This window comes from Streptomyces sp. NPDC055966, from assembly GCF_042269865.1.
Lineage (GTDB): Bacteria > Actinomycetota > Actinomycetes > Streptomycetales > Streptomycetaceae > Streptomyces.
This window is the reverse complement of the sequence record NZ_JBHJYK010000045.1, coordinates 12,426-33,766: the sequence shown is the minus strand read 5'-3', so window position 1 is coordinate 33,766 and position 21,341 is coordinate 12,426. Positions and strand designations below refer to the sequence as shown.

Below are 21,341 nucleotides of genomic sequence, written 5' to 3'. Positions count from 1 at the left end.
ACCGACCGCATCCACTACACCGAGACCGCCGCATTCCCACCCTCACCCGCCGAGCCGCAGGCCGCAGCTTGACGAGTAAAGCGCATCGGATGTCTTGTCCGCGGTCTGACGGCGGCCGGTAGCGAGCGCGGTCTAGGAAACGCAGCAGTGCGAGGCCTGTGGTCGGCCTGGACAGGGGTCATGGCCGGGCTTGTGGTCGGGCCGACCATGGCAGACAAAGGCTGGCCTCCGCGCGGCCAGCCCTGAGGCGGCAACCGTAGCGCCCAGCGGCGTCCTCAGTCGCTGTGCCTGAGCGGGTTACTTGGGTCTGACCGCTCTTCCGTGATGACGAAGCCTTGGTGCCGCCTCCTGCGCTGAGCAGGGCGGGCAAGGCATCGGGTCAGGAAACGGGGTGTGGAGGCTCTCCACTCGCCTGGGGCGGATCGATGCGGTAGGGGTCGAAAGCGGCGTCAGCGGCCGGAGCGTAGGGCTTGGTGGACATGCGTGTGACCAGTTGCCACATGCGGCGTTCGTCTTCCAGGGATTTAGGGAGGGCGAGTCCAAGCCCATCGGCAAGGGGCTTTCGGCCCAGGTTGACCAGGGCCCGTACGGCTGCGGCCCATTCATCCGTGGCGGCTACTGCGGCGTGGTACCAAGCCGGGGTCAGGACGATCAGGCAGACGCCGGTGATGACAAGCACCGGTCGGTGGGCATGGGAGGAAGACAGCGAGGTGAACGCGGTGACGGCCACGGCCGCGTGGCCGTACAGCAGGGCCACGAAAAAGTCGACGCTCGTGCGGGCGGTGACGACCTGCTTTGTGGTCGGCTCAGGGGCGGCGCTCGTCAGTTCGTTCCACAGCACCTGAGTGTCGAGGCGGTAGCGGTCGTATCCGTACTCCTCAAAGCGACGGATGGCGTTGCCGAGCCGGGTCGGGGTGATCTGTTTGTCGCTCACCGGATAGCGGTTGAATTTTTCCTGGAGGAGGGCGCGTCGGATGGGTGACGTGAAGTCGGGATCGGCGAGACGGTGGGCTGTCCTTTGGCGCCGGGCTTGCTGCACACGGCAGCCTCGTTCGTATACGGCAGGCGGCCAGAGGGCGTATCCCTCCAGGATGCGGTAGAGCGGTGTCTGCAGGGCGTTCAGGACGAGTCCGAGCAGGACGGCGGCCACAAGCAGCAGAATTGGGGTCGGGCCGTGGGATACCGGCCACAGGGGTTCCAGCACAGTGGGGCGGTGCAGACTCGGGGCAACGGCGAGGGTAAAGACGGCAAGGTTGAGAGCTGTGGGCAGGATCCACCCCACCAGCAGCGCCCAACCGCCTCCAAGCACGCCTTTAGCGATGTCTCCCACGGTTATTGCTCCGGCGTTTCCCGCGGCCAGTCATCATCTGGGTCGAGCGGGGGCCCGGGAGGGGTGTGACCAGCTGGTGTAGCGTTCGGTTCGTCCCACTTCTGACTCCCTTGAGCCGCCAGGATCCGGCTGAGCTCGAGTGCGTCGTCGGAGCTCGCGGCCGTAAGAATCACCCGCTGGCCCGACGGACCCTCAATGGTGAGCTGGACGGATTCCCTCCGCCCGCGCAGCCAGGCTGTGATCGCCATAGCCACCGAGGTGAGCGCCGCGGTTGAAGCAGCGGTCACCTGGATCTGCTGCTGCGGACTGCCAAGATTCTCGGTCGTTGGTGGACCTTGAACGACAGAGACGGGCCCGAACGAGCGCTCTTCCCGGAGCCAGCCGGCCAGTGACGCCGCTTCGGACTCGTCAGTAAGCGAGATGACTAGGTCCACGCCGCCCCCGTCCACTGATGACCTGATCGCGTAGCCAGCATAAGGCCGGGTCCGTCGCTGACCCCGACTCCGTAAGCCTCAACTACCGAGTGACTTACGCCTGTAGCGGAGGTGGCCGTCCGTACCTCTGCGATATCCAGCAGGCAGGAGCGGCCCGGTCCGGCTCGCGGACGATCGCCTGCCTCGTCTCCGGCCCGACCTACTGGGAGTGCACGCTGGACCGGCTGCGGACGCTGCACAGTTGGCTATGGCGCGGCCTCGTCGAGGAGGTGAGGGCCGTTGTTGCGGACGTTGTTGACCGCCGTGGAGACCGGGCGGCAGCCAGGTGCCCACCGGCAGGCTGGTCCAGGAGGGCCCGCAGTTCGTCGGGGTCCTGGTGCCTGGGGTCGAGCCAGGCTTGGTAGTGGTCCGCGGTCAGTGCGAGGGGCATGCGGGGGTGCACGTGGCCGGCGGCATCGGTTGCGTCGGTGGTGATGATGGTGCAGGTCATCAACCAGGCGGCCGGATCGTCGTCCTGTGTGACGGCAGGATCGCGCCAGTACTCGTACAAGCCGGCGAGTGCCATCACCTCGTCGTTCTCGGGGTGGATGAAGTAGGGCTGCTTGCGGGCCAGCCGGTGGCCGGGTCCATGCCGGGCTGCCACTCGTAGAAGCCGTCGGCCGGCAGCAGACAGCGGCGCTTGACGAACGCACGGCGGTAGGCCGGCTTCTCGTGCACGGTCTCCACCCTCGCGTTGATCATTGATCATTCGCGCGCCGACTTTCACGTCCTTTGCCCATGACGGGACCAGGCCCCAGCGCAGCGGCCGCAGCTCTCCATGGACAGCCCCGGCATCTTCCGCATCGCGTGGAGCGCGCTCGAGGACGGCCCAGACGTCGTTGGTCGGGGCGACGTTCCAGTTCGGCGCGAGCGCCTCCGTGGAGGACCACTCAGTGGCCTGGAAGAACTGCGCCAGGTCCTGCGGGCTGCGGGTGGAGACGTATCGACCGCACATGCAGCCACTCTCCCACCGCGCCGAGTGCCTGCCACGACACCGGTCCGGCGATGCTCCCGTCAATGCGGGCGTCGTCCTGGTCGCTGTCCTCTGACACGCGATCTTGACCGATTGACAGGTGATCTTGACCGAACTGGAAGCGTCAGTTCCTGGAGTGCGGCCGGGCCAGGCCGGCCGCCGGGAAGCCCAGTTCGCGCAGTGCGGATCAGTGCCGTTCGAACGCCAGGTCTCGCGGCCGCATGTGCTCGCGTGGCCCCGCCGCCCGCAGGACCACGTCCAGCACCCGTGCCGGGTCGGCCGCGTAGGCATGCGAGAACCACGCCATATTGGCCTCCACCACGGCCCAGCGGTGGCGTGGGCGGTACGGGTCCAGGAGTTGCCCGACGTCCACGACGACGGCACTCGGCAGCGTGTGCCCCACTGCGGCGGCGAGCCGGTCGGCGAACTCCGTGATCTGCGCGGCGGTGGCCCGGTCCGCGCGGTCCGTACCGAGCGGGCGGGGGTCGAGCCGGCCGAACACTGCGTACCGGCTCGCCGTGGCGATCCGGCCATCCAGCAGGAACAGCCGGTACTCGGCCGCGAACGTCACCACGTCGGACAGCAGCACCGGTATTGCCGGGTCCAGGGCGGAGGGCAGCCGGGAGCCGTCGGTGTAGACATCGGCCGGGAAGGACTTGTCACGGGGCGGCTTGACGAACGTCGGCTGGTCGATCGCCCATGCGTCCGCAATGGTCCCCGCCCGTACCTGGCGGCCGGTGAACTCTTCCGGCAACTCGGCGAGCCAGCCATCTGTCGGCTCCAGCAACGCAAACCCGAGCTGGCCTGCCAGCCGCGCACCCGCAACCGGTCCGCCGTACCAGTACGCAGGGCCTGCCAGGCCGGGCTCCTCCGCCGCCCTGACCGACATCCCTCGGCCCGCCGCCTCGACGGCCAACAGTTCCATCGTCGACGTCCGCCGCCCAGGCATGACCAGCACCGCGAATCCCTCCCGCACTCCGCAAAACCGCCACGCTAGCCCCACCGTGCCCACCACCGCAGCCGAGATTCCCCCGCCGCAGGCCCCAAGGCGGGCCAGGGAACGGCGAGCCTCAGCTCAAGATCACGTGGCAGAAACCCGGCGTTGGTCGAGATCACTTGGCAAACGGTCAACGTCGCCTGTCAGAGGACAGTCGCGCTGTGACTGAGCAGCACAGTTGGCCATTGACTCCTTCAGTTGGCCGCTCCGGCGCTCAGTGCCCGACCCCCGTTGCTCCAGCAGCCATACCGACCCGGCGAGCGCGACTGCTCATCCGCCGTTCTCGGACTCTGGACTTGGTCCCCCCACGGCTATCCGCTGCACAAGTTCGTCAAGCTGGCCTGCGATGATCATCCTTCGACGCTCCAGTAGATCCCTGTAGACAGTCAGAGGGACGGGCTCACCCCTAGATGCTGCCTGTGTCAGCGCGAAGCGGGCTTCGACCTCCAACGCGAGGTAGGCCCTACGGCGTGCATGTGCCGCTCGGTGATGCACCTCCGGCTTCAGGAACGTGATAGCGGCGCTAAGTCCCGCACTGACGAGCGCCAGCACAGCTGCTGGGATGCGGGCACCTGCTGAAGAGAGCCCGGTTGCGCCCGAGACCGCGGCCAGCACGGCAGCTGGCAGCCCGAGCGCCGCGTGGGCGATTCGCCAAAACTGCCGACGGAAGCGATTCTTCCGAGCCCGCTCTTCACACTCAGCCTGAAGTTCGGCGACCTGACTCGCGACGACATCATCTGCCATGTGTCGAGCCTGGCACTTACCGTCCTCGTCTGGACAGTGCAAGGCGCTACGGACGCGGACATCAGGGATCGTTTCTCTGCGGCCAACTCTGGCGCTCAGAGTGGCCAACTGGGGCGCTCAGTCGAGGTGACTGATGTTCACCGCCCAGAACAGGAACCACACGACGACGACTCCCGTGCCGCCGGTGAACCAGACCCGTCCGCCCTCGTCTGCCTCGGCAACCTGGTCGGCCCTTGCGCCACCTGCCAGCGCAAGACGCACAAGTACGGCCACGGCGGCGCCCCTCTTTGCCAGTGGTGCGCCGCACCGGTCATGGAGAAGTGGGGCCGCACCGTGCGGTTCACGAGCACACGCTCCTGATCCCTCCGGCGGACATCGGCCGGTCTCTCGTCTACGCGCTGCGGGGCCGGCCGTCCGCCGTCTTCTTCCCGCTCGTCTCCTTCGTGGCGGTCTTCTTCGCCGCGGCCTTCTTGGCTGGCTGCTTCTTCGCGGCCGGCTTCTGCTCGCCGGGGGCGCCGTGGTGCGGGCGAGCCTTTGGCGAGCGAGTCAAGGACGCAAGCCGGTCGCGTCAACAAGCGTTGCCGCCGGCCGTCCCTCCTTCCACAAGGATCGATCGTGCCAGTGGCGTGCGTCGCTTGGCCTCATCAGTGCGGCAGGGAGGGTGTGCGCCCGCGCGCGAGGTCACGACAGTTCACGGCGGGTAGGGGGCGGCTATCACGTAGCTGCTCAGGGGAATCGTCACACCGATCGACGCCAGTCAGCTATGGGCACGCCCGGTCAAATTCGAAAACACTCATGTGTTCGGTTCGTCACCGCAGGGGCATTTGTCACCACCGTGACATTCGAACTTTGGCGCGATGAACCGTTTATATGGCGCCGAGTGTGATGGAAGCACTACGGTCCGTTGACGCGAGGAAACCCCGGGCAGGCTCGCTACCGACTCCGGGGCTCCTCTATCGACGAAATCAAGAAGAAGGAAGAATCCCTGTGCTTGACCCGTTTTCTGCTGCCGCTCTCTTCAGGGCGGCAACTTGCGACGACGCTAGCATTCCGCGCCTTCGCAGGACCGAAACCCGCATCACGAGTGCCTGGACTGTCACGGTGCAGGCGGGCGCATTCCTGGCCGTCCTCGTGGTGCCCACGATTCTGATCCACGGCTGGTGGGAAGCACCTGCCACCACGGCGCTGGTCGCCGGCCTGATGGTGGCCATGCGCCAGTCGCGATTCCACTACCAGCGCTTTCGGCTGAGCTGAACGGCTCCCAGGCATGGCGGTCCGTCGACAGGCAGGCCGCCACGCGCGGGGACAGCAGCCGCCAGCGCGGCTTGGGGAACAGCGAGTTCCTCCCCCGGGCGCGCAACAAGTCGCGCGCCCGGGGGAGAAACCGTCACAGCACGTGGGAGGAACGATGGGGGGCACCAGTCCCCGCTACGACAGCTGCCGCTACTGCGCGGAGCGGTTTGCCCAGACCAGCGGTCCGGGGCGGAAGAGGGAGTACTGCAGCCTGGAGTGCCGACGGCGGGCGCAGCGGGAGCGGGACGGTCGGCTCGGGCGGCAGCAGGCCCGTAGCGTGCTTCCGCTGGGCCGACGGATCGCCGAGGACGTGCAGGCGCTGTCCACGGCATTGTTGGAGGCAGAATACGACGGGCGGGCTTTGCCGGAGCTGTTGCACTGCGCGGGCGAACTCGCCCGCGCGTTGGATAACTACGCGGCCGCTGCGGTGCAGGATGCACGCCACCGGGGGGCGAGCTGGGAGCAGGTGGCGGAGGCGGCCTGTCTGAGTGCAACCACAGCGCGCACGAAGTGGGCCGAGCACCGGGTGAAAGAGCGGTTGCAGAACCGCGCGGCGCAGCGGGCGGCGGTGCGCCAACCGTCTGCACCGCTGATGGAGGGACCGGGGCCGACGGGCGGCCCACCGCTGTCGATCGCGGCCGAGCGGGCCTCGCTCAAGCTGGCCTCGGCGCTGTCCCATTTGCACCGGGCCAGTGATTTGACGATCAGGGAGGTGGCGGAGCAGACCTCGCTGTCGCCGTCGTACGTCTCACGCATCCTTTCCGGGGAGCGGACGCCGACGTGGCAGGTGGTGTGTTCGCTGGCCGAGTTGTTCGGCGGGGATCCGGCCGAGTTGCGTGTCCTGTTCGAGAGCGCTCATGGGCTTGTGCCGCCGGCCCGGCACGCCCAGCCCGATGCGGTGGCGCGTCTTCAGGCTGCGTTGCGTGGGCTGCACCTGGCCGCGGGACGCCCCAAGGCCAGCGTCATCCGCAAGGCCTCGCACGGCGCGCTGAGCATCCACGCGATCAATGAGATCTTGGACGGCGAGTTGATTCCTGGCTGGGAAGAGACCTCCGCGTTGGTCACCGCCCTGGGCGGGTGGCCTGCGGATGTACGGCCGTTGTGGGAAGCCGTCCACTACACCTTCCTGATCTTTTTGGATCCGCAGGAGGTTTCTCGTCCGCTCCCGTCCTCGAGTCCCGAGACGACCTGATGTTCTCTGCGCCTTAAGGGGGTGCCATGTTTTCGTTGTTCCGGCGATGCGGCGAGCGGCGTGCCCGGGCCACGTCGCCTGCGCGGTGTCCAGGCGATACCCCGGCGGCTGCGATCGAACTCGTCCTGCCGCTGGAGTACACCGCGTTCTGTCTGCTGCACCAGGAGGACTACCTCCGTTACGCCCGGGAACGGGTCCAGGATGCGTGGATGAGCCGACAGGTGGTGGAAGCTGTGCTGGGGAACATCGCCACCATCTGGCCAACTGTCCTCAGTAGTCCCCGGCCTGCTGCCGTGGCCTGGCGACTGCTGGACGCGCTGATCTCATCGGCCATACGGGAGCGCAAGTCCCAAACTGTCACACGGACGGTCGACGCCATGCACCAGGTTCTACCGCCGGAGCAAGCGGACGCGATCATTCTGCGTTGCCGGCTGCGCCTGAGCGAGCAACGGGCCGCGGAGTTGATGGGGGTGGACGCGCCAGCGGTCGCCTCTCATCTGCTGATGGCGCAGCGGGCGCTGTCCGGTTACGGCACAGCCGTAACCGGCGCCTCTGCCCGGGCCCAGTCACCACGCGGCCATCTACGCCGTTGACAGCGGGCCATTCTGCCGTGTGCATCGGTATGAGGTGAGTGTTTCGAGGAAGAACTATCCCGGTCGAGGCCACGATTTCTACGATGGAGCTCGCGCAGCACGCAGCGTGCTGCGCGTACCGGGACAGGGTGTGATGTCGCTTTGAAGCGTCGCCAGGTGCATCGGCCGCACGTTGCCGACGTGACAGCACCGAATCTCGCCCGGATGAACAACTATCTGCTGGGCGGCAAGGACCACTACCCGGCAGACCGGGATGCCTGTCAGCGCCTGTTGAGAATTGCTCCTCAGGCACGGGAAGTCGCGGAGGCAGCCAACCGTTTCGTGTTGCGGGCCACCAGTTATATGGCCCGTGAGCACCAGATTCGCCAGTTCGTGGTCTTCGGCCCGGGATTGCCGGCGCAAGTGGGCGTGCACCAGATCGCGCAGAGCATCGACGTGCGCTGCCGAGTCGTGTACGCGGATGACGACCCGCTCGTTTTGACCCATGCCCGGGCACTGTGGGAGCGGCCGCGGCGCACTCTGGTGCTGCAAGCCACACCTGAACAGGCGGCGCATCTGCTGCTGGAGCCAGCCGTACGCGGGCTGATCAATCCTGTGCTGCCGGTAGCAGTGCTGTTCGTGTCCACGTTGCACACGATTACCGAACCCGTCGGACCTCGGGCCGTGATGGAGCAGATGGCCGCAATACTCGCCCCAGGGAGTCTGGTCGCGGCAAGCCACCTGGTAAGCGACGACCAGGACGTCCGCGTGCAGGCCGGCGCCCTGCTGAGGGACGCAGCAGGCGGGCGATGGGGGCAGCTGCGCTCACGCGATGAGGTCGAGCCGCTCTTCTCGGCATTGCGGCCCCTCCCGCCGGGGCTGGTTGATGTGGAGCGCTGGCGGCCAGGCAGCGACCGCACGGCAGGTGGCGGCAGCAGGTTGTGGGCCGAGTTCGGCGGGATGGCCATGGTGCAGCCCCGTGAAGGGCCCGAAGGGGCCTGGTTGTTCAGCTGAGCATGTACTCAAGCAGTTCCAGACTCTCTCCGGGGGACAGTGCGGCGTGGGCCAGCCCGTCCAGGACCGAACGGTAGTGATCGGTCTCATCGGGCTTGTCCAGGTACTCAGCGTCCCGCAGCTGCTCGAGATAGACGATGTCCGGCAGCGCGGACAGTTCGAACCGCAGGTGTGTGACCGGGAAGCCGCCGGCGATGCAGCCAGGACGGTTGAAGGGCGCGATCTGCAGGGTGACGTGCTCCATCTGTGCAGTCCATATCAGATGGCGCAGCTGCTCCCGCATCACCTGCTTCCCACCCATAGGCCGGCTGAGCACGGCCTCGTCCAGAATCGCCCACAGATGGGGTGCATCGTTACGGACGAGCAGGTTCTGGCGGATCCTGCGCAGCTCCACTCGAGTGTCGACCTCCTGCTGCAGGGCCAGTGGATAGGCCTGGCGTATCACTGCTTCGGTGTACGCGGGTGTCTGCAGCAGCCCGGGCACCAGCTGGACTTCGTAGGTGCGGATGGCGGACGCGGCCTCCTGCAGGCCGATCAGCTTCCCGGCCCAGTCGGGCAACACACCGTCGAAGCGCTGCCACCAGCCGGGCTGACGTGCGATGCGCACCATCTCCGCGAAGTAGGCGTGCAGTTCGGGGTCAGTGACGTCGTAAAGGGTGAGCAGATCCGCGACGTCATCGGGTTTGCAGGTAACGTGGGCGCGTTCCATCCGGGAGATCTTGGCTTCTGAGCCGCGGATGAAACGGCCCGCCGTCTCCGCGTCGATCCCGGCGTCCTTGCGCAGGGTGCGCAGCAGATGCCCCAGCACCATGCGCACTGCGATCGGGCTGCGTGCGGAGACAGCAAGGTAGTACTCCAGCATGGGGGCATCGACCGGGCGGGCGGACGCGGGCATGGGGACTCCTGTGGCGGACGAACGACGAGCGTCAGTCTTGCAGGATGCCACCCGGCCGGGTCCCCAATTGGGCTGTTTCTGCCTGGCGTTAGCTGGCGATTACGTCGAACTCGCCGTCCTTCACCCCCGCGATGAAGGCGGCGATCTCAGCATGCGTGTACACCAGTGCAGGTCCGTGCGGATCGCGGGAGTTGCGCATCGCCACATGCCCTCCAGTGAGTAAAGCCAACTCGACACAGTTGCCGTCCGCTGTGCTGTGGCGGCTTTTCAGCCACGTCACGCCGTGCAGTGCATCGGCCGAGACACCGTTGACTACCTGCGCCATGTCCGTCCCCTTGCGATTCCGTCCGAATTCTTCTCACCTCTGGCCCTTACTGATCCCTTTGCCGGGTACAAGCGTTCCCAGCTCGTCCCGTTCGGATGCAAGTCACCGATGCAATTGCATCCGGGGCCCCGCACGGCGGATACTAACCAGCCGGGGCAGGGATCCGCGGCCCTTGAGCTGGACGTCTTCCGGGGGGATGCACAGTGGCAGCAACGCTGATCGAATCACTGGAAGCCAAAGAGCAGCTTCCTCCTGTCCAACCCACTGCGAGAAATAACCGTTCGGCATATTCCGACCGGTTGGACTGGGGACTTGCACTGGGCATCAGTACTGCTGATTTCGCGGCCCATGCGTTCAGCCAAGACCCCACGAGCGTCAAGAACATCCGCCGCTTCGTGCGCGAGACGATCGCCAGCTGGGGCCTGCGCGCCTTCGCCGACGACCTGACAAACGTCGTCAACGAGCTCACCACCAATGCCGTCCAGCACGCACTGATCGCAGGCGACGAACAGCGCAAGGCCTGGCTGGGCATAGCCCACACCCACGGCGCCGTGGTCTGCGCCGTCACCGACCCCAGCCCCACTCCCCCGGCCTCCATCCATCCAAACCATCTAGCACTGGCCGGCCGCGGGCTGATCATCGTGGATGCCTTGACCAGCCAGTGGGGCTACACCCCCACCCACTCCGGTGGAAAGATCGTCTGGGCACGCATCACCACTTCCTGCCGCTAGGTTCTGTCGTCAAATGTCACGCCCACATCAGCAGGGCTGCGAGGGTGACGGCTGCTTGGTAGGACTCGGCGGTCTTGTTGTATCGGGTGGCGATGCCGCGCCACTGCTTCAGCTTGTTAAAGCACCGTTCCGCCACGTTGCGCCACTTCCAGGTCTCGCCGACGGCGTGAGGACGGGGCGGTCGCGGGCTGCGCCCGCTTTGTGATGGGGGGACGGGTACTCGCTGCGTCAGGCCCATGACTGGGGCTGACAACGCAGTCATATCGGACTGTGACGGGTTGGGCATGCGTGGTGCCCTGCAGTGGGACCTGACGCCGACGTGGTTCCTGCACGATGAGGTGCACGGACACGGTGGTGCAGAAACGAGGACCCAATGGGCAACGCGCCTGACACGGGTGTGGGCTTCACGCCGGCTGACCGACCGGGCTCCCGGCGGCTCGGGGATGCAGCGGCGGAGATGTTTGTGGAGGTTCAGCGGTCGGATACGAAGGCAACGACGTTGTGCGGCGTGACGGGCGGACTACTGACGGTGAACACTGCGGCGTTGTCGACTGTGCCGAGGTCCAATTGGCCGGCGGTGGTTGCGCTGGCATGTGCTGCGGTCCTTCTTGGCATGGCGCTCGTCGCTGCCCTGTCGGCGATCCGCCCTGTACTGCCGCGTCGCGGTGGGTTCAGAACATACGCAGGCCCTGTCCCAGAACAGGGCGGGGCTGAGGAAGTCGTATCGGCCTTCTCGGCGATGGGTTCTGGCCAGCGCGTACTGGCGGAGGCGGAACAGTTGGTGTTGTTCGCCGGCTTGGCGCAGCGGAAATTCCGTGCGGTGAAGCGAGCAGTCGATCTCACGGTGACTGCCGTCGGCATGGCCGGAATTGGCTTATTGAGCACATACATCACCGCTTGAGAACATCGTGGCGTGATGGGCGCCACATTCGGGGGGTGTATGTATCAGCCGCATGTCTCGGTCATCGGTGATGATCTTTGGTCGCAGTTGTGTCAGCTGGCTCCGATTCATGTACGCCCGGCCAGGAGCGTGCTGTTGCGGCAGGGGGATCCGGGAACCCACGTCATCCTGCTGGTCTCCGGATCAACCTTGATCACGCTCACCGGATCGCACGGCGAACGGACGCTGCTGGCGGTACGCGGGGCCGGTGAACTGCTGGGTGAGCTGGCTGTGTTGGACAACGAGCCGCGTACCGCGTCGGTCATTGCCGCGGAGGACTGCCGGGTGCATATCATCCCCGCGCCTGACTTCCTGGCGTTCGTGGACCGTCACGATCTGCAGGCCGCGCTGCTGCGTCACGCCATCGCGCGGGTACGCGAAGCGGACACCGTACGCCTCGAAATGGCCACTTCATCTGTGCCCGTGCGCCTGGCCTCGGCGCTCGGACGGTTACTCCAGGCAGCGTCGGCGGGCGGAGCCGAATACCTCGTGCGGCTGACGCAGTTGGAGCTGTCACAGCTGATCGGCGCATCCCGCAACGCCGTGGGAACGGCCCTGAAACCGTGGCGCGAGCACGGATGGCTCGCCACGGAGGCCGCCGGCGGACTCATCATCCGCGACATCACATCGATCCAGTCACACGCCCACGCCCAGACGTGACCGACCGCACCGGCGCGGTGCCCAGCACTGGGCACCGCCGTCGCCCGGGCGCGTCCAGGATGAGGCAGCACACCCACTCGGGTGGTTCCCCAACGCGATGGAAAGGCTGCCGCCCCATGCCCTCTCTCCTCCCGTTCGACGCCACTGATGTGCCGCCGGAGCACGCGCTGTTGACCGTCGACATGAAGGAGTACAGCCAGCTCCCCGAAGCGAAGATGGCGCCCGCGCGGGCCGATCTGGACAGCATGCTGACGACGGTGTTCGCTCAGTGCGGGGTCGGCGACGCGATGCTGCTCGGCGCCGTCAAGGACCGTGGGGACGGCGCCATTTTCGTACTGCCGGCCCGGCATGCGGCACGGCTGATCGACCCGTTCCTCGTCCACCTCGGTCAGGCACTCATGCGGCGCGAGCAGACCCGGCTGGTTAGCACACCGACGATCCGGCTGCGGGCCAGCGTGCACGTCGGTCCCCTGGCGCCGCCGGACCACCGAGGGGACGCGGCCAACGACGCCTGCCGGCTGGTTGACAGCGACGCGGCCCGCCGGGCCATGACCGCCGCGGTGGACCACGGAGTGCTGCTGGCTGCCGTGGTGTCGGACACCGTCTTTGGCCGCACGGTCGCCGCGGGACGCACGCCAGCTCTCCAGGAGCAGCACTTCCATCGCGCCACCGCCCGCGTCGAGGGCAAGCCGAGCTTCGAGCAGACCTGCTGGCTTTTCGTCCCCGGGCTGGTCACCTCGGTGCTCGCCCCCTACCTCACGCAGGACAGCAGCGCCTTGACCGATGATCGCCCCCGGCAGGCCGCCCAGCGCACCCCAAAGGACACCAGCGCGAACGAGAGCATCGGTGCTGTCCGGCAGAAGGGCAGGGCCAGCGGCAAAGCCCGGCTGATCCAAGTCGGGCGCGACTACATCCCCAGTCAGGAGCAGTCATGACCGACGCCGAGGGCACCGCGGCGGTGCAGCAGCAGATCGAAGCGTCCGGCCAGGCACAGGTGACCCAGGTCGCCGGCGACTACGAAGAGCACCACCACCAGTACGTCAGAGGCTGGCAGTACCTGCGCAGCGTCAGTGTGGACGACGGCGAACTGGACTTTGCGGAGCATGCGTTCGTCGATCCGCCTGGGCCGCAGGGATCCGGTCAGGTGGCGCAGGCCGTCAGTATGCTCGGCCGCCCCTACAGCAAGAGCCACGTCCTGGTGCTGTGCGGGGAGGCCGGCATGGGGCGGCGCACCGCCGCGCTGCATGCGTTGCGCAAGGCGGGGGTGCCCAGGAAGCAGATCAGCTGGCTGATCCTAGACTGGGACCAGCCGCGCACCGAGCAGATCCCCCACGTTGAGGGGCGCGCCTGCATTCTGGACCTGACGGACTACCGCGATCTGCCCGAGGACTTCTACACCGGACTTGCCGACTACCAGAAGCAGGCGCAGGCCGCCGACGCAATCCTGGTCATCCTGGCCGATCCGAACGGCTGGAACCCCAGGACCCTCGCGACCGTGCCCACGGTGCACCTCGTGCACCCCTCGGCCGCAAAGGTCGCCGAGGCTCATCTGCGTCACCTCGCTGCCGGCCGGATGGACTGGCTGAAGCATGATCCGCTGACCGACCTGCTCGCCCCCGAAGCGCCGGCATCCGACGGCGCCCGGCTGGCCCGGCTCATCGCCGAGGCCAAGGACGACGGCCAATCCGCAGTGGGCAAGCAGTTCACCGACTGGCAGGACCACTTGGAAACCTGGTTCGAGCGGCACTCCGCGCCGGGAGACCTGCAGGAACGTGCGCTCCTGATCGCGGCTGCCCTGCTGGATGGAGCTCCGGCCGCCGTCGTACTGGGGGCCGCGGATCATTTATTCACGCAGGTCGGTGGCGAACTGCCGCGTGGTGGTGCGCTGTCCGGCCCTGACCTGGACAAGCGGCTGAAGGCCATCGACGCCTCGTACACGGATGGCGAGGCCATCTCCCTGGAGGAAAAGCAACGTGGGCTGTCCGATGCCGCGCTGAAGTACGTGTGGCGGCAGCGGCCGCAACTGCGGCCCGTGCTGCTGGAGTGGGCCTCCCAGATCAGCGCGCCCAACAAGATCGCCGTGCGTCATCTTCAGCGCATCGCCGACTGTCTGGTGCAGCTGTCGTTGCTGCCCGGCGGCTCCACCGTGCTGTCTGTGGCCAGGCGGTGGATCGAGACCGACCGTGTGGCGCACCGACAGCTTGCCATCCAGATCCTGGAGACCATGGCGCTCCATCCGGTCACTGGCGTCGCCGTGCGTAAGCAGCTGTACGACTGGGCCCAGCAAAAGACCACCAGTGAACAGCTCACCGCTGCGGTCGCCTCGGTCTGCGCGGGCGAGCTGGGCCGGCGGTACCCCCGGGTTGCTCTGACCCGGCTGCGTCTGCTGGCCTCCCGCGATGACGACCAGGCCCGCGACGCCGTCGCCGACGCGGTGCGCACCCTGGTGAGTACTCCCGAGCAACGCGTCCTGGTGCTGTCGGAGATCGTGGAGTGGGCCGAATCCACCGACAGCACCATTCAAAAAGCCGGAGCGAGCACGTTCCTGGCCCTGACCGACATCACCAGCGACATCCTCCTGCCGCTGCCCGCGGACCAGGAGAGCACCGGCGAGGCCGTCAATACTCCCGATGTGCTGTCCGGTCAGCTGTTCGTCCGCGGCTGGCGCGCGGCCCTGCAGGAGCCCACGGCAGCACAGACGGCGTACCGGCATCTGGCGGCCTGGCTGGACTCGCCCAAGCTCCAGGACGACCAGGTCCTGCCCCTCGCGGCGCAGGTGCTGCGCGGCTGTCTGGGGCAGGAAGGTCCCTCCGGCCTGCTGGTGGGCTCGCCCGACAGCTCCGACCTAGGACGGGCCCGTCGCGCACAGCTCTTCGCCCAGCTAATCTCCGAGGTGACCTCCCCTGCCAGCCCCAGCGCCGTGCCGCGCTCTGGCGGTGACGGCACCGCCATGACGGCGTGAGTATGCTGCGCCGGCGCGGCAGACCAGCCCGGACGACACCGGATGCGGCAGGCGCGGGCGCAGCTCATCCACTCGTACTGAGCGACGAGCGGATGGCCAGCCGCATCAGCAGTGTGTGCTTCACCGTCCGCATCACCGGGAGCTGGCAGTGGACGCATCCCGACGACACGGACCGGGGCAACTTGGCGGTGCCGGCGCGTGAACACCTGCGTCGGCAGGCCGCGGGGATCCTGTGCCGGCACTCCGTCCTGGATCTCGCAGCGGCTGACGACGCCACCAGCTCCTTGCTACAACGCGGATACCCCATGCCCGGGCTGGAGGTCAGCGGCACGGCCGAACTGAGCGTCGCGGCCGCGGACCGCGCTCTGGCCGAGGAACATGCCCGCCGACAGCAGGCGGCAGACCTCGAACACGGCGAGGAGCTGCACCGCCTGGCCCAGCTGCAGCGGGTGCTCGCCGACCCGGACCTACGCCGCGTGTGGTGGATGGCCCAGTTCCCCGACCGCTTCGCCGACCTCGACAACCTGGCCCAGGCGCTGAAGGGTCTACCTGCTCCGCAGGAGGTGCAGGACGACGACCTGCGCGGTGACATCCGGCGTTTCATCGACGACCTCGTCACTACCCTGCACACACCGCAGCAGCGCGAGGTCTTCGTCCAGGCCCTCGTCCAAACCCTCACGGCCCTCGGCCACCAGCGCCTGGCCACCGCCGCTGTCCTTCGGCACCGGCCTCACGATCCCGGGAGCACACCGGCATGAAACTCCACACCGTACGCTGGCTCCTGGCCCCTGTGCGCCAGCTGCGCACCCGCCGGCTCATGGCCCGGCACGGACCGACGCTGGCGTACGACACCGCCTGGGCCCTGATCACCCTGCATAGCGCGCCAGACGAAATCACCCTCGTGCGCGCCTGGGCCCGCGAGAACCCCGGCGCTGCCCCTGGCATCCACTACGACCACTGGCACACACTGAGCCAAGCCGAACAGCGACGCCGCCTCAAGTTGCTGGGCAGACACGGGCACTCCCCCATCCAGCTCCTCCAACTCGACGCCGGCCTCATCCACAGCACAGGCCTCCACGTCCTGGACTGGGGCCGCCCGCCGATCCCTGCCGACCAGCACCATGCGACGCCACCCCCCTGGTCACAAACCCGCGACCAGCCCTAGCAATCCTCTGCACATGCATCTCGCCGCCGTCAATGAGGAGCCTGGCGCGGCCCCCCGCTCGGTTTCCAAGTCCGACGCTGTGAGGAACCCGCCGCCCACGCCACTCCCTCGATCCCGAAACCGTCCCAGTCCCGCTTCCGACCCATGTGGCCTGGGACCTGTTGCACTGGCGCCCGGAAGCGCCGGCCACGGGCTTGGCCGACGCTTCCCATCGCGGTCATCTGGCACTTTCAGAAGCCGTTCTCTTTCCGAGTGTGATCGTTGAGTTTCCGCTGTTCAGGCATGGTCCCGGGGGTGTGGCGGAAGGGTTCGGGCGTTCAGTTCGGGCTCGGCGATGCGGAGTGGACCGTGACATCGGTGATGGGACTGCTGGAGGAGCGGGAGGCGGCTGCCCGGGTGCGGGCCGAGGAGATCCGGGCGGAGGCGGAGAGGTTTCTTGCTGAACTCGCCGAAGCGGAGGAGGTGTTGGAGCGACGGGGATCGCCCGCACGGAGCTCGCCGAGGCCCTGGCCGCTACCGCCGAGGCGGCGGATGCACCGGTTGACGGCCCGGACGAGGTGGCGGGCACGGTGTCGGCGGCCAGGGCTGACCAGGGCGGCGACGGTCCGGTTCATGGCGCGGTAGCCCACCGCGATCGCTCCGTCGACGGCGCCGCGGCCGGCGGGCCAGGCGGCGGCTCATGAGCATGGCGTACCGAGGCTCGCATCAAGATCGCCACCTGGGTCACCAACTTCTACAACTCCAGGCGATTACACAGCGTTTGCGGATTCAAGAGCCCGACCGACTACGAACGCGAGTACCGAGCCACCCTCGCCGAGGCGCTGGCCGCATAGATCGTCTCCACGCTTCGAGGGGATTGACAGTGTGCGCATTGAACTGCACGAGCCCGAGCCGGAGGAGCAGTCTGCGGCTGTGCTCGCCATCGCCGACTATCGCTCACAGCTGGGGCTCGACTCGTAGCGGTCCCAGGTCAGAGTGCGCCACGTAAAGCTGGTGTACCTGACCCGCGCCCACCCGAGGTCATCTGGGTGGAGTTTCCGCGCGTGAGCGCTTCGGGCCGGCGGGGATGCCAGGTAGGCGTCCACCTTCGGTACGTGCCACCGCAGGCGACGTTGCCGCAGGCGCTTCTCGTAGCGGCCGAGGTCTGTATTGCAGGGCTTGCAGAGGAGCCCGCGAACGCAACTCTGGCAGCCTGTACAGCAGTTGTGGTCGTGGTCGATCTGCCACCAGATCGGCCCGTCTGCTGCACTGTCTCCAGGGCTGTCGCCGCAGAGCGGACAGTAGTCGTTCTGGACTCTCAGTATGGCGTTGACTCGCTCGACGGAGAGTCCGAATCGGTTCGCCTGTCGTACGGCCGGGCCGCAGTCGGGGCACAGGTCGCGCCCGTACTTTCGCTCGTCCGCGTGTACCAACTCATTGCATATCCGGCACATCTCGGGATCATCGTCGACCCAGCCCAGTCCACTCTTCACGGAGCTGACGTTAGCCCTCGTGACTGACAGATAACCTGCCGTCGGTTCCGCGCCGTACCGCCCGCACTCATCGCCCAGACCCGGCCCGGCGGGAAGATCCTGCTCACCCTCTCGGGCTGGCTCTACGGCTACGCCCGCGTCCTGCTCACCGTGAACGACGGCGGCATCGCCGAAGGCCAACTGCTGGGCGGCACGGTCTCCGTCATGTCCGCCCGCACCCACGCGGCCCCGGCCTTCGGCAACCCCGCCCACTGGGCCGCTGACCTGCCCGACACCGGACGAGCGGCCCAGCACTCCCCCAAGCTGATCACCACCGCGACCGATGAGGCGTTCCACCTGCGGTTCCTCGCCCAATGCGCCGTCCCGGACGCACAGATGACGACCGTGGGCGACATCGTGCACCTGGTCGACGTGACGGCCGGCGGCCAGCACCTCCGGCACCCGCACCTGCCCGGCCTGCCACTGCCCCGCCCCTGACCAATGGACAGGCCGGCAGGCTCCACCCGCCCGGCCAACCGGAGGCCGTTACGGACCTCCCGGCCGGACACTTGACCATGTCCCCAGTGCCCCTGGTGACATCGCAGGAACGCGCGCCAACCGGCGTACGTGCAGGGCAGGTTGCCATCAGCGACGCACAGCATTCAACGCGTGTGCCGTCCTCATCGAGGCCGGGACGGCGCTCCATATCGGCTAACGCCGGTCAGCCGGACACGGCGGCGGACAGGATCTCGTCCACGAGCCTGTCGGCCGCGTCCGGACGGCCGTGCGCACGGGCCCGCTCCCGCCATCGCCTGCCTCAGGTGGGCATCGGCCAGGAGCGGACCCAGCGCGTCCCTCACCTGGTTCGCCGTCACGCCGCCTTCGAGTGTGACCGCGGCTCCGGCCTCCTGAAGATAGCGCGCGTTGTGCGTCTGCTCGTCTCCGGCCGACGACGTCAATGGCACGAACACCGCGGGCTTGCCCAGCGCCGTCAGCTCCGCCAAGGTCCCCGTACTGCTGCGCGAGATCACCACATCGGCCAGCGCGAGCACGTCCGGCAGCTCCGGGCCGACGAAGCCGGCCAGGTAGTACCGGCCGGCCAGCTCGGCGGGCAGCCCGGCCGCCCGCGCGCTCAGACCCTCCTCGTTGGCCGAACCGCACTGGTGCACCACGTTCGCCTGCTGCAGCAGCCATAGCAGCACTTCGCCCACCAGCTCGTTGATCTGCTGCGAGCCCTGCGCACCGCCCGTGACGTACACCGTCGGCAACTGCCGGTCGAAGCCCCACAGCCCCAACGCCTGGACAGCCTTGTCCGCATGCCCGGAAAGGATTTCCGGTCGCACCGGGTTGCCCGTCACCACGGCGACCGCGCGCGCCGACTCCGGCAGCAGCGGCAATGTCGACTCCGACGACACGCAGATCCGCGCAGCCGCCGAGGCCAGTTTCCGGTTCGCGAGCCCCAGCCGCACGGTCTGCTCGTGCAGCACCAGCGGACGGTGGCACATCCGCGCCGGCAGCCCGGCCGGGACCGCGACGTAGCCGCCCGTCGTCAGGACCACATCCGGCTGGAACTGCTCGATGACCTTGCGCGCTTGGAGGACGCCGAGCGGCACCCGAGCCATGTCCTTGACGTTCGCGGGCGAGACCAACTTGATTCCACCCCACGCGAATGCACGCCGCAGACGGGCCAGCCGGGACTCGGTTGGAAACGGATTCGATGCTCAAGCGTTGTGTGGGGTGTGACCAGCCGCACGTGCGACTTCGACGTCATCTGCTGCCCGGCGACGATGGCCGCCGACTGCCTTTGCCGCCTTCCGTATCTGGTCGGGGCGTTAGCGCAGTGCCGAGTCGGGGCGTCCCAGGGCCTGCCGGATCGCGGGCGGGTAGGCCCTGCCCGCAGCAGCGGACCGTCCAGCCGCGAGCCCACAGTTCAGCCGGTCGGCAGTCCCTCCAACCAGGTGAGCAGGACCGCGGCAATAGCAACCACCGCGACCGCGTAGGCGTGGGGCCAAATCGCAGTAGAACCTCGTGCGCCGGCCATGAGGGGGAGCACACCGAGCGTGCAGGGTGCCTGTCCAGCCGGAGACTCCGGTAGAAAACGCCGCCACGGCCTCATCGTATGAGTCTACGGATCGCCCTACTTGGGAGATACGCTGCGGGTACCGTCCCCGCTCCCGGTCTTGAACCAGCCTTCAGCCCACCGCCGACAGAACCGAGCGAGCGGGGGTTTTGGCCGTCAGAGGATGACGATGCGAGCGCCGGGAGGAGCGGTCGCTTTGAGGGTGTCGTGCTCGTGCCTGGATCCGACGATGACAGGCAACTCGCCGAGGAGGCTCCAGTCGACGAGGCCGGGCTCGGGGCGTATCAATGCCACGCGGGCGACCCCGCTGAACCATCCTCCCGACGTGGACAGAGCGAGTCCCCCGGCAACCCAGTCCCCCGCCCACTGCGGCCTGGCCACGGGCCAAGCGCCGGTGGTCGCCTTCACCCAATTCTTGGCCGCCTCGAGCAGCCGCTGCTGTTCGGCGGGCGGCTGCCGCTGGTACCAGGGTGCACCGGGATCGGGGACGTAGGCGGGTAGGGGAGCGGGGCTCTGGTGTGCCGCGGCGTAGTCGGTGGCGGCCCTGGCATCTTCGGGAGTGGTCCAGCCGTCGTAGCGGGTGTGCAGGCCGGTGGTGATCCGGGGGACGACGCTGCCGTGCAGTACATCGGCGACGAACTCCGTCAGGGCCCGCTCCTCGCCGCCGCTCCAGCCTGCGTGTTCGGGATTGTGCCAGGGAGGCTGCGGGTCGCAGACTTCTGCGCAGCTGACGACGCTGAAGGACCTCACGAGCGGGTGGGTGCGCGTCCACGGTCCGTGCGAAGGCGCCGGCCGGTACAGGCGCGCGGCAGGCACGTGATCGAGCCAGCGCGCGTCGCGGTGGGTGAACCAGACGACGCCGACTCCGTCTGCATCGTAACGGCGGGTGCGCGAGAGGATGTCGTCGACGGACGCGGAGGATATCTGGGCCTCCAGGGCCGTCAGCCGCCCGCCGGGGGTGGTGACAAGCACGTCGGCGCGCCAGCCCCCGTGGGCAGCGGCCACTTCCAGCTCGGCCTGGTGTCCGGCCTCGCGCGCGGCTGCTGCCAGGGCCCGTTTCAGGCTCCGGTGCTCCTCCGTCTCACCGGCCGCCGCGCACGTCGCGGAGCGGCGGTCGTGTGCGAAGAAGCGACCGCCTCGTGGGGAGACCTTGGCGTGCATGGGCAGGCCGCACTGGGCGCAGGTCAGAGCGGGGCGCGGCCGAGTCCGGTAGACGGCTTCCCAGGGCAGGTCGCAGCCGAGGTGGTCGAGCGTCGCATCGAGTGTCCCGTGTCCTGGCAGGTGCGCGGTCAGTGGCATCGGTCGGTCGCCTTCCCTTTCAGCCGCAGGCTGTTGATACAGCGTGCAGACTGCCGTGGACGAGGACAACGGCGCACGGCCGGGTAGCCCGACGAAGGCGTGGCGCATGGAGTCTCTGATAGGTGTGGGGGGAGATGCGCACACAAGACAACGGCAGCCGCCCGACGGTTCGCTACGTGCGCGGACCGGATACGACAACTACTCCCCATGCCCTCTCCGTAAGCATGGCACCGGCCAGGGTCCCT

21 protein-coding genes and 4 pseudogenes are annotated in these 21,341 nt (G+C 67.9%); 12 read left to right on the top strand and 13 right to left on the bottom strand.

From position 1 onward, the window contains the following. Window positions 1–379: 379 nt before the first annotated feature. From ACFC8N_RS47065 to ACFC8N_RS47040, 6 genes and pseudogenes are all read right to left on the bottom strand, one after another. Window positions 380–1,330 (bottom strand): hypothetical protein, encoded by a 951-nt coding sequence (locus ACFC8N_RS47065; protein WP_376295877.1) that lies wholly within the window; start codon window positions 1,328–1,330, stop codon window positions 380–382. A gap of 2 nt (window positions 1,331–1,332) precedes the next feature. Continuing rightward, window positions 1,333–1,764: a hypothetical protein gene (locus tag ACFC8N_RS47060; RefSeq protein WP_376295876.1), complete on the bottom strand. Its 432-nt coding sequence runs from the start codon at window positions 1,762–1,764 to the stop codon at window positions 1,333–1,335. A 245-nt stretch (window positions 1,765–2,009) separates the two neighbouring features. Further along, window positions 2,010–2,758 (bottom strand): annotated as a pseudogene (locus tag ACFC8N_RS47055) (SOS response-associated peptidase). 205 nt (window positions 2,759–2,963) lie between these two features. Continuing rightward, window positions 2,964–3,701, bottom strand: a complete 738-nt coding sequence (locus ACFC8N_RS47050; RefSeq protein WP_376295875.1) for an ATP-grasp domain-containing protein — start codon at window positions 3,699–3,701, stop codon at window positions 2,964–2,966. A 933-nt stretch (window positions 3,702–4,634) separates the two neighbouring features. Beyond that, entirely contained in the window at window positions 4,635–4,790 is a 156-nt protein-coding gene (locus ACFC8N_RS47045; protein ID WP_376295874.1) for a hypothetical protein, read from the bottom strand. 118 nt (window positions 4,791–4,908) lie between these two features. Continuing rightward, complete coding sequence (locus ACFC8N_RS47040) at window positions 4,909–5,067, bottom strand: hypothetical protein (protein WP_376295873.1); 159 nt, start codon at window positions 5,065–5,067, stop codon at window positions 4,909–4,911. Between the two features lie 437 nt (window positions 5,068–5,504). Here ACFC8N_RS47040 and ACFC8N_RS47035 point away from each other — a divergent pair, with 437 nt between their 5' ends. The 4 genes from ACFC8N_RS47035 to ACFC8N_RS47020 all read left to right on the top strand — a co-directional run bounded on the left by ACFC8N_RS47035 (window position 5,505) and on the right by ACFC8N_RS47020 (window position 8,588). Continuing rightward, window positions 5,505–5,771 carry a hypothetical protein gene (locus tag ACFC8N_RS47035; protein ID WP_376295872.1) on the top strand — a complete coding sequence of 89 codons (267 nt, stop codon included), beginning with the start codon at window positions 5,505–5,507 and terminating at the stop codon, window positions 5,769–5,771. 316 nt (window positions 5,772–6,087) lie between these two features. Then, window positions 6,088–7,002 carry a helix-turn-helix domain-containing protein gene (locus tag ACFC8N_RS47030; RefSeq protein ID WP_376295871.1) on the top strand — a complete coding sequence of 305 codons (915 nt, stop codon included), beginning with the start codon at window positions 6,088–6,090 and terminating at the stop codon, window positions 7,000–7,002. Window positions 7,003–7,028: 26 nt separating this feature from the next. Then, entirely contained in the window at window positions 7,029–7,595 is a 567-nt protein-coding gene (locus ACFC8N_RS47025) for a sigma factor-like helix-turn-helix DNA-binding protein (protein WP_376295870.1), read from the top strand. A 156-nt stretch (window positions 7,596–7,751) separates the two neighbouring features. Further along, a complete protein-coding gene (locus ACFC8N_RS47020; protein WP_376295879.1) occupies window positions 7,752–8,588 on the top strand; it encodes an SAM-dependent methyltransferase in 837 nt (278 codons plus the stop codon). Here the strand turns inward: ACFC8N_RS47020 and ACFC8N_RS47015 are convergent. Both ACFC8N_RS47015 and ACFC8N_RS47010 read right to left on the bottom strand, forming a co-directional pair. Beyond that, window positions 8,581–9,483, bottom strand: a complete 903-nt coding sequence (locus ACFC8N_RS47015; RefSeq protein WP_376295869.1) for a helix-turn-helix domain-containing protein — start codon at window positions 9,481–9,483, stop codon at window positions 8,581–8,583. The two genes, ACFC8N_RS47020 and ACFC8N_RS47015, sit on opposite strands and share 8 nt — an antisense overlap. Before the next feature lie 88 nt (window positions 9,484–9,571). Next, a complete protein-coding gene (locus tag ACFC8N_RS47010; protein WP_376295868.1) occupies window positions 9,572–9,808 on the bottom strand; it encodes a DUF397 domain-containing protein in 237 nt (78 codons plus the stop codon). Window positions 9,809–10,011: 203 nt separating this feature from the next. Between ACFC8N_RS47010 and ACFC8N_RS47005 the strand changes: the two genes are divergently transcribed. Further along, window positions 10,012–10,539 (top strand): ATP-binding protein, encoded by a 528-nt coding sequence (locus tag ACFC8N_RS47005; protein ID WP_376295866.1) that lies wholly within the window; start codon window positions 10,012–10,014, stop codon window positions 10,537–10,539. A gap of 16 nt (window positions 10,540–10,555) precedes the next feature. On the opposite strand, the pseudogene ACFC8N_RS47000 reads toward ACFC8N_RS47005, so the two are convergent. After that, window positions 10,556–10,696: pseudogene (locus tag ACFC8N_RS47000) on the bottom strand (IS5/IS1182 family transposase); the annotation flags it as partial. Between the two features lie 306 nt (window positions 10,697–11,002). On the opposite strand from ACFC8N_RS47000, the gene ACFC8N_RS46995 reads away from it, so the two are divergent. From ACFC8N_RS46995 to ACFC8N_RS46970, 6 genes are all read left to right on the top strand, one after another. Next, window positions 11,003–11,440, top strand: coding sequence for a Pycsar system effector family protein (locus ACFC8N_RS46995; protein WP_376295864.1), 438 nt, complete (start codon window positions 11,003–11,005; stop codon window positions 11,438–11,440). Between the two features lie 15 nt (window positions 11,441–11,455). Then, window positions 11,456–12,139 carry a Crp/Fnr family transcriptional regulator gene (locus ACFC8N_RS46990; RefSeq protein WP_376295862.1) on the top strand — a complete coding sequence of 228 codons (684 nt, stop codon included), beginning with the start codon at window positions 11,456–11,458 and terminating at the stop codon, window positions 12,137–12,139. A gap of 170 nt (window positions 12,140–12,309) precedes the next feature. Next, the gene (locus ACFC8N_RS46985; protein WP_376295860.1) at window positions 12,310–13,074 is read left to right on the top strand and encodes a hypothetical protein; all 765 of its coding nucleotides are present in this window, start codon (window positions 12,310–12,312) and stop codon (window positions 13,072–13,074) included. Next, window positions 13,071–15,101 (top strand): hypothetical protein, encoded by a 2,031-nt coding sequence (locus tag ACFC8N_RS46980; RefSeq protein WP_376295858.1) that lies wholly within the window; start codon window positions 13,071–13,073, stop codon window positions 15,099–15,101. Before ACFC8N_RS46985 ends, ACFC8N_RS46980 begins: the two co-directional genes overlap by 4 nt. Window positions 15,102–15,193: 92 nt before the next feature. Continuing rightward, window positions 15,194–15,859 carry a hypothetical protein gene (locus ACFC8N_RS46975; RefSeq protein ID WP_376295857.1) on the top strand — a complete coding sequence of 222 codons (666 nt, stop codon included), beginning with the start codon at window positions 15,194–15,196 and terminating at the stop codon, window positions 15,857–15,859. After that, window positions 15,856–16,266, top strand: a complete 411-nt coding sequence (locus ACFC8N_RS46970) for a hypothetical protein (RefSeq protein ID WP_376295855.1) — start codon at window positions 15,856–15,858, stop codon at window positions 16,264–16,266. Before ACFC8N_RS46975 ends, ACFC8N_RS46970 begins: the two co-directional genes overlap by 4 nt. A 317-nt stretch (window positions 16,267–16,583) precedes the next feature. On the opposite strand, the gene ACFC8N_RS46965 is transcribed toward ACFC8N_RS46970, so the two are convergent. Together ACFC8N_RS46965 and ACFC8N_RS46960 are read right to left on the bottom strand one after the other, a co-directional pair. After that, window positions 16,584–16,895: a hypothetical protein gene (locus ACFC8N_RS46965; protein WP_376295853.1), complete on the bottom strand. Its 312-nt coding sequence runs from the start codon at window positions 16,893–16,895 to the stop codon at window positions 16,584–16,586. Between the two features lie 300 nt (window positions 16,896–17,195). Continuing rightward, a complete protein-coding gene (locus tag ACFC8N_RS46960; RefSeq protein WP_376295878.1) occupies window positions 17,196–17,699 on the bottom strand; it encodes an endonuclease domain-containing protein in 504 nt (167 codons plus the stop codon). 84 nt (window positions 17,700–17,783) lie between these two features. Between ACFC8N_RS46960 and ACFC8N_RS46955 the strand changes: the two are divergent. Beyond that, window positions 17,784–18,215, top strand: a pseudogene (locus ACFC8N_RS46955) (SAM-dependent methyltransferase); the annotation flags it as partial. A gap of 223 nt (window positions 18,216–18,438) precedes the next feature. On the opposite strand, the pseudogene ACFC8N_RS46950 reads toward ACFC8N_RS46955, so the two are convergent. Together ACFC8N_RS46950 and ACFC8N_RS46945 are read right to left on the bottom strand one after the other, a co-directional pair. After that, window positions 18,439–19,372, bottom strand: a pseudogene (locus ACFC8N_RS46950) (glycosyltransferase); the annotation flags it as partial. Window positions 19,373–19,953: 581 nt separating this feature from the next. Further along, a complete protein-coding gene (locus tag ACFC8N_RS46945; protein ID WP_376295852.1) occupies window positions 19,954–21,096 on the bottom strand; it encodes a competence protein CoiA family protein in 1,143 nt (380 codons plus the stop codon). Between the last annotated feature and the right edge of the window lie 245 nt (window positions 21,097–21,341).

Excerpts from the sequence above, each read along its gene's own strand:
- ACFC8N_RS47050 (WP_376295875.1), bottom strand. The coding sequence starts at position 3,701 with ATGGAACTGTTGGCCGTCGAGGCGGCGGGCCGAGGGATGTCGGTCAGG.
- ACFC8N_RS47025 (WP_376295870.1), top strand. The coding sequence starts at position 7,029 with ATGTTTTCGTTGTTCCGGCGATGCGGCGAGCGGCGTGCCCGGGCCACG.
- ACFC8N_RS47015 (WP_376295869.1), bottom strand. The coding sequence starts at position 9,483 with ATGCCCGCGTCCGCCCGCCCGGTCGATGCCCCCATGCTGGAGTACTAC.
- ACFC8N_RS47010 (WP_376295868.1), bottom strand. The coding sequence starts at position 9,808 with ATGGCGCAGGTAGTCAACGGTGTCTCGGCCGATGCACTGCACGGCGTG.
- ACFC8N_RS46990 (WP_376295862.1), top strand. The coding sequence starts at position 11,456 with ATGGGCGCCACATTCGGGGGGTGTATGTATCAGCCGCATGTCTCGGTC.
- ACFC8N_RS46980 (WP_376295858.1), top strand. The coding sequence starts at position 13,071 with ATGACCGACGCCGAGGGCACCGCGGCGGTGCAGCAGCAGATCGAAGCG.
- ACFC8N_RS46975 (WP_376295857.1), top strand. The coding sequence starts at position 15,194 with ATGGCCAGCCGCATCAGCAGTGTGTGCTTCACCGTCCGCATCACCGGG.
- ACFC8N_RS46970 (WP_376295855.1), top strand. The coding sequence starts at position 15,856 with ATGAAACTCCACACCGTACGCTGGCTCCTGGCCCCTGTGCGCCAGCTG.
- ACFC8N_RS46960 (WP_376295878.1), bottom strand. The coding sequence starts at position 17,699 with ATGTGCCGGATATGCAATGAGTTGGTACACGCGGACGAGCGAAAGTAC.
- ACFC8N_RS46945 (WP_376295852.1), bottom strand. The coding sequence starts at position 21,096 with ATGCCACTGACCGCGCACCTGCCAGGACACGGGACACTCGATGCGACG.